The organism is Mesorhizobium sp. USDA 4775, assembly GCF_054062655.1.
This window is the reverse complement of the sequence record NZ_JBSSFM010000001.1, coordinates 2797792-2810484: the sequence shown is the minus strand read 5'-3', so window position 1 is coordinate 2810484 and position 12693 is coordinate 2797792. Positions and strand designations below refer to the sequence as shown.

The window sequence follows — 12693 nt, the reverse complement described above, 5'->3', positions numbered from 1 at the left end:
ATATGGGTGTTGAGGTAAGCCGTCTGTCGAACGGCCTGACAGTCGCCACCGAAACCCTTCCAAGTATCGAATCGGTTGCCTTGGGTGCCTGGGTCAAGTCCGGTGCCCGCAATGAACGTGACGAAGAGCATGGCATGGCCCATCTGCTCGAGCACATGGCGTTCAAGGGCACGAAGCGACGGACGGCCTTCGAAATCGCATCGGAAATCGAGGATGTCGGCGGCGAGATCAATGCCGCCACCAGTGTCGAGACCACATCCTACTACGCCAGGGTGCTCAGCGACGACGTGCCGCTGGCCGTCGACATCCTCGCCGACATCCTGCAGGAGTCCGAATTCGACCCGCAGGAACTCGAGCGCGAGCAGCACGTCATCCTGCAGGAGATCGGCGCTGCCCACGATACGCCAGACGATATCGTCTTCGACCGTTTCACCGAGACGGCCTTTCGCCACCAGACCATCGGCCGCTCGATCCTGGGCACGCCGGAAACCGTCAAATCCTTCACCTCCAAGCAGCTGCACGATTTCATCGAACGCCAATATGGCGCCGAACGGATGGTGATCGTGGCTGCCGGCGACATCAAGCACGACAATTTCGTGCGCGAGGTGGAGAAGCAGCTCGGCGGCTTCCGCAGCAAGGCCGACAGCACCATCCCGCAATATGCGCAATATGTCGGCGGCGATTTCCGCGAGGACCGCGACCTGATGGACGCGCAGATCGTGCTGGGCTTCGAAGGCCGCGCCTATCACGTGCGCGATTTCTATGCCTCGCAGGTGCTGTCGATGATCCTCGGCGGCGGCATGTCGTCGCGCCTGTTCCAGGAAGTCCGCGAGAAACGCGGCCTGTGTTATTCGGTCTATGCCTTCCACTGGGGCTTTTCCGACACCGGCATTTTCGGCGTCCACGCCGCGACGGGCCAGAGCGACATCGCCGAACTCGTGCCTGTCATCATCGACGAGCTGCAGAAGGCCGGCGAGAACATCCTGCAGGAAGAACTCGACCGCGCGCGCGCGCAGTATCGCGCAGGGCTGATCATGTCCGCCGAAAGCCCGGCCAGCCGCGCCTCGCAGATCGCAAGGCAACTGCTTTTATTCGGCAGGCCGATCGCCAAGGAGGAATTGATGGAGCGCCTGTCGGCGCTGACGGTGGGGCGGCTGACAGACCTGTCGTCGCGGATGTTCTCAACCAAACCGACGCTCACCGCTGTCGGGCCCGTGGGTACGCTGGCACCATATGAGGCGATCCTCGATTCGCTTCCGGGCACGCAGACCACGGCCCGCAGGCTCGCCGTCTAAGTCCCCCAAGCGCCGTGTTCGCGCTCCCTTTCTTTCGCCGTGACCTGCCGGCGCTGAAGGGCAATCTCGTCACGTTGCGCGTGCCATACACCAATGACTATCGGGAATGGTCGACGCTGCGCGGCGAAAGCCGCGCCTTCCTGGAGCCGTGGGAGCCGCGCTGGACCCCCGATGAACTCGACCGCACGGCATGGCGCCTGCGCATCAGCCGCTACCGCGAAGATTATGCGCAGGGAACCGCGATCGCCTTCTTCATCTTCGAGAAGTCGAGCGGCAAGCTGGCCGGCGGCATCACGCTCGGCAACATACGCCACGGTGTCTCGCAAAGCGGCCATGTCGGCTACTGGATCGGCGAGCGCTTCGGCGGCCGCGGCCTGATGACCGACGCGGTCAAGGTCGTGGCCCGGTTCGCCTTCGATACGCTGAGGTTGCACCGGATCGAAGCCGCCTGTATTCCCGACAACATTCGATCGATCCGCGTGCTTGAAAAAGCCGGATTCCGGCGCGAAGGACTGTTAAGATCTTATCTCAGGATCAACGGCATCTGGCAGGACCATTACCTCTACGCCCGGATCGCGGACGATCCGCTGGACGCAGGAACGAAGGACTGATTTTTGACGAATTTCCTGCGAAACGGGCCGCTGTTCGCCTTTGTCCTCGCGGCAATCCTGACGCTGTGCGCGGCTTCGTCGGCCTTTGCCGTCGAACCGATCAAGATTGCCCGCGACGACGTCGCGCTCGACCTGTCGCGCGCCTTCGAGATCTACCGCAACCAGGGTGAGAACTTCCAGGTATCGACCGCGCCCGGGCCTGACGGCATCGTGCGGCGCATCGAGGTCGAGGCCAATGACGCGCGTTCGACCGGCGACTGGGCGGTGTTTGCGCTGGCCAACACCACCGACCAGCAGCTCGACAGGCTGATCGTGGCGCCGCATTTCCGGCTGGTCAATTCCGGCATCTTCTGGCCCGATCTCGGCGCAACCCGCATTGCAGCGATCACGCCCAGCGAGGGCTTCGCGCTCGACCGCCAGACCAGCCCTGACGCCGATGTGTTCCGGGTGACGCTGAACCCGGGAACGGTGATCACCTTCATCGCCGAACTCGCCTCGCCCAAGCTGCCGCAGGTCTATCTGTGGGAGCCGGAAGCCTACAAGGACTCGGTCAACTCCTACACGCTGTTTCGCGGCATCGTCATCGGCATTGCGGGCCTTCTGGCGCTGTTCCTGACCATCCTTTTCGTGGTCAAGGGGACCTCGATGTTCCCGGCAACCGCGGCCCTTGCCTGGGCGGTGCTTGCCTATATCTGCGTCGATTTCGGTTTCCTCAACAAGGTCATCGAAATCTCGCCCGGCAACGAGCAGATGTGGCGAGCTGGAACGGAGGTGGCGCTTGCGGCGACCTTTGTGGTCTTCCTGTTCGCCTATCTCAACCTCAACCGCTGGCACGGTCACTTCAGCTATGGCGCGCTGGTCTGGATCCTCGGGCTGGTGCTGATTGCAGGCGTGGCCATCGTCGATCCGGCGGTCGCCGCAGGCATCGCCCGCATCTCCTTTGCCGCCACCGCATTGACCGGGCTCGGCCTGATCATCTTCCTCGGAATTCGTGGTTATGACCGCGCCATCATGCTGGTGCCCAGTTGGGTCATGGTGCTGTTGTGGCTATGCGGGTCGTGGATGGCGATCACCGGCATGCTCGACAATGACATCGCCCAGCCGGCGCTCGGCGGCGGGCTGATCCTGATCATCCTGTTGATCGGCTTCACCGTCATGCAGCATGCCTTCGCCGGCGGCGCGCTGCATCAGGGGCTGTTCTCCGACCTCGAACGCCAGGCGCTGGCGGTGGCCGGGTCGGGCGACACGGTGTGGGACTGGGACGTTCTGCGCGACCGCGTCGTCACCAAGCCTGATGTCAGCATCCAGCTCGGCCTAGCGCCCAACAGCCTTGGTGGTGCCGCGCGCAACTGGCTGCCGGTGCTGCATGCCGACGACCGCGACACGTTCCGCACGACGCTCGACGTGGTGCTGGAGCACCGGCGCGGCCGGGTGGCGCAGAATTTCCGCCTGCGCGGCGCCGACGGGCACTATCATTGGTTCGCCTTGCGGGCGCGGCCGGTCATAGGATCGGACGGCGAAGTCATCCGCTGCGTCGGCACCATGGTCGACGTCACCGAGCAGAAGAAGTCCGAGGAGCGGCTGCTGCACGATGCCGTGCACGACAATTTGACCGGCCTGCCGAACCGCGAACTGTTCATGAACCGGCTGGAAGCGATCATCTCGATCGCCCGCACCGAAGAGAAGGTGCGTCCGACAGTCTTCGTCATCGACATAGACCGCTTCAAGCAGGTCAATGACGGGCTCGGCATCTCGGCCGGCGACACCATCCTGCTGACCATCGCTCGGCGCCTGCACCGGCTGTTGAAGCCGAAGGATTCGCTGTCGCGCTTTGCCGGCGACCAGTTCGCGCTGATGCTTTTGTCCGAACAGGACCCCGCCCGCATCGCCGGCGTGGCGGACGCCATCAAGCATGCGATCAACAACCCGATCACCTTCGCCAAGCGCGAGATCGTGCTGACCGCCTCGATCGGCCTGATCACCTGGACCTCGGCGCAGACTTCGGCCGAGGACATGGTCAAGGACGCCGAACTTGCCATGCATCAGGCCAAGCGTTTCGGCGGCGACAGGATCGAGCCGTTCCGCCCGGCTTTCCGCACCGTCGGCACCGACCGGCTGCAGTTCGAATCCGATTTGCGGCGCGCCATCGAGCGGCGCGAATTCACCCTTGCCTACCAGCCGATCGTGCGGCTGGAGGACGGCAGCGTCGCCGGCTTCGAGGCCTTGCTGCGCTGGGACCATCCGCGCCGCGGCATGATTCCGCCGGCGGATTTCATTCCGGTCGCCGAAAGCTGCGGGCTGATCGTGCAGCTCGGGCTGTTCGCCATGCAGCAGGCGGCCGAGGACCTGGCCGGATGGCAAAAGCAGATCGGCGACGCGCCGCTGTCGGTCTCGGTCAATCTGTCCAGCCGCCAGCTCATCCGCCGCGACCTGGTCAGCGATGTCCGCTCGGTCATCGCGCGGGCCAATCTGAAGCCGCGCTGCTTCCGGCTCGAGCTCACCGAGTCCCTGGTGATGGACAATCCCGAGCAGACCGCCCATGTGCTGACCAAGCTGAAACAGCTCGGCATCGGCCTGTCGCTGGACGATTTCGGCACCGGCTATTCATCGCTCGCCTATTTGACGCGTTTCCCGTTCGACACGATCAAGATCGACAAGAGTTTCGTCGATGACAGCACGCCGAAGCGCGCTGTGCTGCTCAAATCCATGGTCAACATGGCGCATGAACTCGGCCTGTCGGTGGTCGCCGAGGGCATCTCGGACGAACGCGATGCGCTGGAATTGCGCCAGATGGGTTGCGAATATGTGCAGAGCTTCATGTTCGGCGCGCCGATGCCGGGCGACCAGGTGCTGAAGACGTTGAAGGAGCAGTATCCGCTGACGCAGGCTTAGAGGCTGCGTTAGCGTGACAGGTCAGGCGTGTCCGGCAGCCAGGCTGAGATGCGCCAGATCGATACCGATCGAGGCGAGGATGCGATCGTATTTGCGCTCGATGTCCGCGTCGAAGAGAAGTTCGGGACTGGCCGGACAGGTCAGCCAGCCATTCTCGGCGATCTCGGTTTCCAGTTGGCCGGCGCCCCATCCGGAATAGCCGAGCGCCATCAGCGCGTGACGCGGGCCGCGGCCCGACGATATAGCGCGCAATATATCGACCGTCGCGGTCAGGCAGATATCGTCGGAAACGGTCAGCGACGATTCCACGCGGTAGTCGCCCGAATGCAGGACGAAGCCTCGGCTGCGATCGACAGGCCCGCCATTGCGCACGACGAAATCGCGCGCCTGCGCCGGCAGGCGGATCGCTTCCTGCTCGTTCATGATGCCGAGCTGCACCAACAGATCCGGAAACAGCATCTGCTGTGTCTGGTTGATGATCAGGCCCATCGCGCCTTCATCGCTGTGGGCGCAGATGTAGATGACCGAGCGCGTGAAACGGTCGTCCTTCATGCCGGGCATGGCAATCAGGAACTGATCGTCGAGAAAGCCGCGTCCAGCAGCCGTCTTTTTGTGGCGCAACAAATCCATGACAGGGAGGGTACCGTGTTTCCCCGGCGCCGAAAAGATGCGCCGCGCCGGATTCGACCAAAGCCCATGGCGCCAGGCCGCCATGGCTTGCCACCAGGGGTCACGCAAATATGATGCCGGCAGGGCCATGAAATCATTGCACCGCCACGAACGGACGATCAAATCACCGCCATGCAAAGCTTGAAAATCCTGTTGCTCGGCGCCGCCATCGGATCGGCGAGCGTTCTCCCCGCCTCGGCCTCCTCGTCCGCCTGGTACAACAGCGAAGGCGGCAAGGTGCGGCTGGTGACATCAGGCAAAGCCGACGAGGCCGGCCGCATCCAGGGCGTTCTCGACATCGCGCTCAAGCCGGGCTGGAAGACCTATTGGCGTGATCCGGGCGACGCCGGTGTGCCGCCGCAGCTCGATGTTTCGGCCAGCACCAATATTGCCGACGCCACACTCTCGTTTCCGGCACCCCAACGTCACGACGATGGTTATGGCAAATGGGCAGGCTACAACTATCCGGTTTCGCTGCCCGTGGTGTTCAAATTATCGGCAGCGAAGGATTCGGCCGTCATCGACGCCGACGTCTTCCTCGGCATTTGCGAAACGATCTGCATACCGGTGCAGACGCGGCTGACGGTCGACCCTGGTTCCGACCCCGACAATGCAGACGATGCAGCCCTGGTGAAGGCAAGTTTCGCGGCATTGCCGGCGCCCGCGAGATCGGATTTCGGCATCAATGTCCTGCCGGGCGATCACGAGACGCTGGTTGTCGAGGCGAATTTTCCCGGTGACCCCGACGCGGCGGATTTCTTCGTCGCCGGCGAGCGGGATTACATGTTCGGCGCCCCTTCCCGCAGCGAAAAGGACGGCAAGCTGATCTTCACCGTGCCGATCCTCGACCGCCCCTCGGCAACGCCAACGGATGGCGGACTTCACTACACGCTGACGAGTTCGGCGGGCGCCGTCGAAGGGCTGCTGCCTTTCCCTTGATCCAGCTTGCCCGAACGGTTGCAGGACGCCGCCGAGTTCGCTACGCAAGCATGCATCCTTCCTTCCCATTCCCCAAGCGAGGAACTCATGACCATTTCCGTCGGCGACAAGCTGCCCGAGGTAACCTTCAAGACGATGACCGACGACGGCGCCAAGACGATCACCTCAGCCGAGATTTTCCCGGGCAAGAAAGTGGTCCTGTTCGGTGTTCCCGGCGCCTTCACGCCGACCTGCAGCAACAACCACCTGCCCGGCTATCTCGAAAACCATGACGCGATCCTGGCACGCGGCGTCGACACCATCGCCGTCGTTTCGGTCAACGACGTCCATGTCATGGGCGCCTGGGCGCGCTTCACCGGCGGTGAGGGCAAGATCCTGTTCCTCGCCGACGGCAGCGGCGATTTCGCCAAGGCGGTCGGCCTCGACAACGACCTTTCCGCCGCCGGCATGGGCCTGCGCTCGAAGCGGTTTTCGATGATCGTCGACGACGGTAAGGTCACCGCGATCAATGTCGAGACCAAGCCGGGTGTCGACGAGTCCGGCGCGGCTCATATTCTCGGGCAGCTCTAGGCGTCAACGGTCGCGTCGGGCGAAGCCGCAGGGCTGACCTCGCCCGACGACCGCTTGCACCCCAGAACTGCCGGCTTTCGGGGGGGATCCCAACGATGTTCGACGTCTTCTGGCGCGCTGTCGTGATCGGCATCGGCGCCACGGTGCTGATGGATCTCTGGGCCATCCTGTTCCATAAGGCATTTGGCCAGCCACGGCCGAACTGGGGACCGGTCGGTCGCTGGGTCTGGCATCTCACCGACAAGGTCTTTCACGATGATATCGGCGACGCGGCACCCTACGCGCACGAAGTGGCGCTGGGCTGGGCGTTTCACTATTTCGTCGGCATCGTCTACGGCATCATCCTGGTCGTGCTGGCAGGGACCGGCTGGCTTGCCGCGCCGACCTTCCTGCCGGCCTTCATCCTCGGCATCGTCACCGTCGGCGCCGGCTGGTTCCTGTTGGCGCCCGGCATGGGTGCCGGATGGGCAGCCTCGAGGCGGCCCAATCCGATGCGGATCCGGGCGCTGAACCTGGTGGCGCACACGGTCTTCGCGCTCGGGCTTTGGGGCACGGCGCTGCTGATACGCTAGCTAGACAGCTAGAACAGACGGTTCAGATCCCGCCGCCCGTCCACCACACGGACAACCCACTCGACAGGGCCGTCGTCGGTGTAGGAATCGTTTCGTAGAGCAGTACAAACGGCGCCTCCACCAGCATTCGTGCGGAAGGCCTGATGTCCGGTCGCCTAACACCCATGCGCGGCTGGTCTGCCAGTTGCATGGCCCGCGCTTCCAACCGATCATAGTAGCGATCGGCCGCCCGTATGTTTTCGCTGCCTATCGTCACGTAGATGTCGATGAGGTCCGTCCTGGCTGCGGGTGACCAAACCAGCCTAACGGCCATTCGACGAGGCTTCCGTCAGCTTTCGCCGGGCTTCCTTCCGCAACGCGTCGAAATCCACAGGCTCCGGTGGGCCGCTTGCCTTGCCTTCATCCCACCGTTGCCTCAGCCGGCGAATATCGTCATGCCGCAATTCGCGCTTGGCCTGCCAATCCCGCACCGCTTCACGCACAATCTCGCTAGCGGTGGCATACTCGCCGGCCCGCTCCCACCCGCGAATGCTTTCGTGCGGGTTGGCGAAGAACTGGTCGGCGACTGCTTCGAACTCCGGCGGCGGCAGGAAGCCGGTCGCGGACCGGTCATTCTCATGCATCCGCTCCCTGACCTCGACCGCAAGGCGGAGATGACTTGCCAGGATTTCGGCCGTTTCTATTGCCTTGCGTTCGCCCGACGACACGATGCGCCGGATTGCACCGACCCATGGCTGATCGAGCATGGCAACAGCTCTCGCCCGCCCGACGCCGGACAGCCCCCATTCCGGCACGGGAATGGCGGCATCGATCTGAACCTGGGATGCGTGACATAGTAGAGGATCGGCACGATCGAGGTTCCTGCCTGAAAGTGGACCGGCCGCCGGAACTCAATAGCTCTGGGTCGAACGACGCGCTTTCGTGGCCACCGGCTGCTTGGGCTGGGCATCCGGCTTCGGCGCTGATACCGCCGGCTTGAAAGAGCCCTTCTTGAACGGCGCCATGCCTTCCCGCGCGAGCTCGTCGGCGCGCTCGTTCTCGGTGTGGCCGGCATGGCCCTTCACCCAGTTCCAGGTGACCTTGTGGCGTCGGTTGGCTTCATCCAACGCCTGCCACAGCTCGCCGTTCTTGACCGGCTTCTTGTCGGCGGTCTTCCAGCCGTTCTTCTTCCAGCCATGGATCCATTTGGAAATGCCGTCCATGACATATTTGCTGTCGGTGTGAAGCTCGACCGTGCAGGGCTCCTTCAGCGCATTCAGCGCCGATATGGCCGCCAGCAACTCCATGCGGTTGTTGGTCGTTTCGGCCTCGCCACCGGAAAGCTCCTTGGTGGTGCCGTTGAAGCGCAGGATGGCACCCCAGCCGCCAGGGCCGGGATTGCCCGAACAGGCGCCGTCGGTGAAGATTTCAACCTGTTTGCTCATGATACCCCATATCAGGCCAATCCATATTCCGAAGCAGATTTGATCGCCCGATGGAACCGCATCCGCCTGATATATTCGGTCGGGTCGCGTTTCATGACCAGGCCGCCATCGGGAACGGTCAGCCAGTCGTAGAGCCGGGTCAGCATGAAACGCAGCGCCGAACCGCGAGCCAGCATGGGCAGTGCCGCCTTTTCCTCTTCGCTCAGCGGGCGCACGCTCTGATAGCCGGCGAGCAGTGCCTTGCCCTTGGTGAGGTTGAAGGAGAAATCCTTCTCGAAACACCAGGCGTTGAGGCAGGTGGCGACGTCGTAGGCATAGAGGTCGTCACAGGCGAAATAGAAATCGATCAGGCCGGACAGCTTTTCGCCCAGGAAGAAGACGTTGTCCGGAAACAGATCGGCATGGATGATGCCCGCCGGAAGGCCCTTAGGCCAGTTGCGCGCGAAATCGGCGAAGTCGGCGTCGACCTCCGCCGCCAGGCCTGGCTCGACCTCGTCCGCCCGGTCGCGGGCTGCGTTCCAAAGCTTGCGCCAACCGTCGATGGCGAGCGCATTCGGGCGGGTCATCGGAAAATCGGCACCGGCCAGGTGCAAGGCGGCCAGCGCTTTGCCGACCTCGGCGCAGTGCGTCGCCGTCGGGCGCCGCAGCGAAAGCCCTTCGAGGAAGGTGATGATGACGGCCGGCCGGCCGGCCAGCGTGCCGATGACGCTGCCGTCATGCGCGGTCACCGGCAGCGGGCAGGACACGCCCTTGTTGGCGAGATGGCCCATCAGCCCGAGGAAAAACGGCAAATCCGCCTTCTCGACCCGCTTTTCATAGAGCGTCAGTATGTAGGAGCCGCTGGAGGTGTGCAGCAGGAAGTTGGAGTTTTCCGTGCCTTCGGCGATGCCCTTGTAGGACAGGAGATCGCCAACCGGATAGTGCTTCAGGAAAGCGCCGAGTTCGCCCTCCGCAACGTCGGTATAGACCGCCATCTGCCTTACGCGGCCCCATTGACGAAGGCCATATCGGCCGGCGTCAGTTCGACATCGCGCAGTACCCGCATGACCGGAAAATCCTCTGTTTCGGTGGCCGTGATGGCCAGGTCGATGGTGACATCGAAGCGCTGGCGGAACGCGTCGATGATCTCGTCGACGATGATCTCCGGCGCCGATGCCCCAGCCGACAGGCCGAGCGTCGAAATGTTGCCGATGTCATTCCACGGAATCTCGGCTGCGCGCTGCACGAGAAGCGACATTGTGGCGCCGGCACGCTCGGCCACTTCGACAAGGCGCCGCGAATTGGAGGAATTGGGAGCGCCGACGATCAGGTAGAGATCTGCGCCAGGGGCGGTGTCCTTGACCGCTTCCTGGCGGTTGGTGGTTGCGTAGCAGATTGATTCCGCCGCCGGCGCATACAGATCGGGAAAGCGCTCCCGCAGCGCACGGATAATGCCGGCGGTGTCCTCGACTGATAGTGTGGTCTGGGTGACGAAGCCAAGCGCCTTCGGATCGGCGGGCACGAGCCTGGCGGCATCGGCCTCGGTCTCGACCAGCGTGACAGCGCCGTCCGGCAATTGGCCCATGGTGCCGATCACCTCGGGGTGCCCGGCGTGGCCGATCAACAGCACATGGCGGCCAAGCCGCTGATGGCGCATCGCCTGTTTGTGGACCTTGGAGACCAGCGGGCAGGTAGCGTCGAGATAGAACAGGTTGCGCGCCTGCGCGTCCGCCGGCACCGATTTCGGCACGCCGTGCGCCGAGAAGACGACCGGCGACTGCCGGTGTTCGGCCGGGATCTCGGAGAGTTCCTCGATGAAGACGGCGCCAAGGCTCTGCAGCCCTTCGACAACGTAACGGTTGTGCACGATCTCGTGGCGGACATAGACCGGCGCGCCGTATTTCTTCAGCGCCAGCACGACGATCTGGATCGCACGGTCGACGCCGGCGCAGAAACCGCGCGGCTGGCAGAGCCGGATCGTCAGCGGAGGCTTGTTGGTTGTCTGATGCATTAAATCCTGGCCGGTTCGTCAGCGCCGAAATGAGGTGCCTAGCCCTGCCCTGTCAAGGGCGTCGGTAGAAAGGGGGCGTCGCGCGCGGTCATTCTTCTTTCGCGGGACGGCGAAGCCGCAGGATGAGCACTGCGGCCAGCGCCGCGGCAAGCCCATACCAGGTCATCGCATACTGCAGATGGCTGTTCGGCAGGTCGATGATGGTGACACCGCCGATCGGCAGACCGCCGGGATTCGGCGTCTTGTCGGCATCGATGAAGATCGGCACCAGCGTGAACTCGGCCGGCAGGCCGGCGCTCGCCGCCATGGCGTCGCGGTCCTTCCAGTAGAAGATGTTCTTTGCCACGTCATTGTCGGGAAGCATCATCGACGGCTTTGCCGGCAACGGATTGCGGGCAAGCCCGGTGATGGTCACCTTGCCTGGGATCTGCCCCTTGGCGCGCTTGGCCGGGTCTTTCAGATCATAGGGTATGAAACCACGATTGATCAGCACGAAGCGGCCATCATCGAGGGCAAGCGGTGTGTAGACGTTGAAGCCGGCATCACCTTCCCAGGTCGCGTAGAAATGCCGTTCGCCCGAATGCAGGAACGTGCCGGAGACCGTGACCGGCGTGTAGTCGACGTCGCCGGTGGAGGCGAATTCCTTCTCGACTTCGGCTAGCGGCAGCGGCGCAGAATGCGTGCGCTGGTCGATGGTCTGCAGGAGACCTTCCTTCCAGTGCAGGCGCTGGACCTGCCAGGTGCCGAGCGCCAGCAGGATCAAAAGCAGCACCAGGCCAAGGCCGAGCAGCAATGCCGATCGTGGCCGCGAACGGCCGGCACCTTTGATGGCTGCCTCGCTCATTCGCCGCGGTCCAGCCGGCCTTCGGCCGCCTTGTTGGCATATTGGAGAGTGAGCAGCACGCCCTTGATCAGCCGCAGCGCCGTCAGGCACAGCACCAGGGCCAGCGGGATCCAGACCAGCAGATGCAGCCACAGCGGCGGGCTCAGCGTCACCTCGACCCAGAGCGCCAGGCCGACGATGATGAAGCCGATGATCAGGATGACGAAGACCGCCGGGCCATCGCCCGCATCGGCGAAGGAATAATCGAGGCCGCAATTGACGCAGCGTTTGCCGACGGTGAGGAAGCCGGAAAACAGCCGCCCTTCGCCGCAGCGCGGGCAGCGGCCGTGCAGGCCGGCCGAAATCGGATCGATCGGAGGCCAGATCGCCTTGTCTTCACTCATCGCTACTGCTCGATCTCTATCGGTGTCCCATCGGTCACCATTGCCCAGATTTCGTCCATGTCGGAGTCCGTAACGGCAATGCAGCCATCAGTCCAGTCGACCAATTGAAGCAGCCAGCCCCACCAGCCGAAACCATTGGGCTGGCCGTGGATCATGATCATGCCACCGACGTCGACATTGCGCGCCTTTGCCGCCACCAGATCGTCGGCACTGGGATAGGAGATGTGGATCGATCTGTGCGCGATGCTGTTGGGGTTGCGCCAATCGAGCATATAGCGCCCCTCGGGCGTGCGCCGGTCGCCCTCCTGGTGCTTATGGCTGACGGGATCCCCGCCAAGCGCAATGCCGTAGCGGCGCACGACCTTGCCGTCGCCGATCAGTTCCAGTAGCCGCTCCGCCTTGTGGACACGCACCAGATCGACCTGCTCAGCCGCAAAGGCCGGAAATGCCAGGAGGATGAACGCGCAAATCGCCCAGGGAATTGTCTGCCGCATTGGCAACCGA

General features: G+C 63.5%; 14 protein-coding genes and 2 pseudogenes. 6 read left to right on the top strand and 10 right to left on the bottom strand.

Features of this window, described 5'->3' with window-relative positions:
- The first annotated feature begins 2 nt into the window (after nt 1-2).
- From ACVILI_RS13460 to ACVILI_RS13450, 3 genes are read left to right on the top strand one after another with little or no spacing between them, the layout of a single operon-like run.
- The gene (locus tag ACVILI_RS13460) at nt 3-1295 is read left to right on the top strand and encodes a M16 family metallopeptidase (RefSeq protein ID WP_038645432.1); all 1293 of its coding nucleotides are present in this window, start codon (nt 3-5) and stop codon (nt 1293-1295) included.
- Between the two features lie 14 nt (nt 1296-1309).
- On the top strand, nt 1310-1906 hold the full coding sequence (locus tag ACVILI_RS13455) for a GNAT family N-acetyltransferase (protein WP_010914906.1): 597 nt from the start codon (nt 1310-1312) through the stop codon (nt 1904-1906).
- Nucleotides 1907-1909: 3 nt separating this feature from the next.
- Entirely contained in the window at nt 1910-4798 is a 2889-nt protein-coding gene (locus tag ACVILI_RS13450) for an EAL domain-containing protein (RefSeq protein WP_019857005.1), read from the top strand.
- A gap of 21 nt (nt 4799-4819) precedes the next feature.
- Here the strand turns inward: ACVILI_RS13450 and ACVILI_RS13445 are convergent, their stop codons facing one another.
- Complete coding sequence (locus ACVILI_RS13445) at nt 4820-5428, bottom strand: YqgE/AlgH family protein (protein WP_027046619.1); 609 nt, start codon at nt 5426-5428, stop codon at nt 4820-4822.
- Nucleotides 5429-5599: 171 nt separating this feature from the next.
- Here ACVILI_RS13445 and ACVILI_RS13440 point away from each other — a divergent pair, with 171 nt between their 5' ends.
- From ACVILI_RS13440 to ACVILI_RS13430, 3 genes are all read left to right on the top strand, one after another.
- The gene (locus ACVILI_RS13440; protein WP_019857003.1) at nt 5600-6406 is read left to right on the top strand and encodes a protein-disulfide reductase DsbD domain-containing protein; all 807 of its coding nucleotides are present in this window, start codon (nt 5600-5602) and stop codon (nt 6404-6406) included.
- Between the two features lie 87 nt (nt 6407-6493).
- Entirely contained in the window at nt 6494-6976 is a 483-nt protein-coding gene (locus tag ACVILI_RS13435; RefSeq protein ID WP_038645430.1) for a peroxiredoxin, read from the top strand.
- 95 nt (nt 6977-7071) lie between these two features.
- Nucleotides 7072-7548 (top strand): DUF2938 domain-containing protein, encoded by a 477-nt coding sequence (locus tag ACVILI_RS13430; RefSeq protein ID WP_038645428.1) that lies wholly within the window; start codon nt 7072-7074, stop codon nt 7546-7548.
- Between the two features lie 8 nt (nt 7549-7556).
- Here ACVILI_RS13430 and ACVILI_RS13425 read toward each other — a convergent pair.
- From ACVILI_RS13425 to ACVILI_RS13385, 9 genes and pseudogenes are all read right to left on the bottom strand, one after another.
- Nucleotides 7557-7861 (bottom strand): annotated as a pseudogene (locus tag ACVILI_RS13425) (type II toxin-antitoxin system RelE/ParE family toxin).
- The gene (locus ACVILI_RS13420) at nt 7851-8018 is read right to left on the bottom strand and encodes a hypothetical protein (RefSeq protein ID WP_457102740.1); all 168 of its coding nucleotides are present in this window, start codon (nt 8016-8018) and stop codon (nt 7851-7853) included. Before ACVILI_RS13420 ends, ACVILI_RS13425 begins: the two are co-directional and overlap by 11 nt.
- 12 nt (nt 8019-8030) lie before the next feature.
- Nucleotides 8031-8398, bottom strand: a pseudogene (locus tag ACVILI_RS13415) (histidine phosphatase family protein); the annotation flags it as partial.
- 40 nt (nt 8399-8438) lie between these two features.
- Nucleotides 8439-8972, bottom strand: a complete 534-nt coding sequence (gene rnhA, locus ACVILI_RS13410) for a ribonuclease HI (protein ID WP_038645426.1) — start codon at nt 8970-8972, stop codon at nt 8439-8441.
- Nucleotides 8973-8983: 11 nt separating this feature from the next.
- Nucleotides 8984-9946, bottom strand: coding sequence for a homoserine kinase (locus tag ACVILI_RS13405; protein WP_019856998.1), 963 nt, complete (start codon nt 9944-9946; stop codon nt 8984-8986).
- Between the two features lie 5 nt (nt 9947-9951).
- Nucleotides 9952-10962, bottom strand: coding sequence for a 4-hydroxy-3-methylbut-2-enyl diphosphate reductase (ispH, locus tag ACVILI_RS13400; RefSeq protein WP_038645424.1), 1011 nt, complete (start codon nt 10960-10962; stop codon nt 9952-9954).
- An 88-nt stretch (nt 10963-11050) separates the two neighbouring features.
- The gene (locus ACVILI_RS13395; RefSeq protein ID WP_019856996.1) at nt 11051-11806 is read right to left on the bottom strand and encodes an SURF1 family protein; all 756 of its coding nucleotides are present in this window, start codon (nt 11804-11806) and stop codon (nt 11051-11053) included.
- Nucleotides 11803-12189, bottom strand: a complete 387-nt coding sequence (locus tag ACVILI_RS13390; RefSeq protein ID WP_019856995.1) for a DUF983 domain-containing protein — start codon at nt 12187-12189, stop codon at nt 11803-11805. Before ACVILI_RS13390 ends, ACVILI_RS13395 begins: the two co-directional genes overlap by 4 nt.
- A 2-nt stretch (nt 12190-12191) precedes the next feature.
- Nucleotides 12192-12683 carry a L,D-transpeptidase family protein gene (locus ACVILI_RS13385; protein ID WP_038652332.1) on the bottom strand — a complete coding sequence of 164 codons (492 nt, stop codon included), beginning with the start codon at nt 12681-12683 and terminating at the stop codon, nt 12192-12194.
- Nucleotides 12684-12693: the final 10 nt, after the last annotated feature.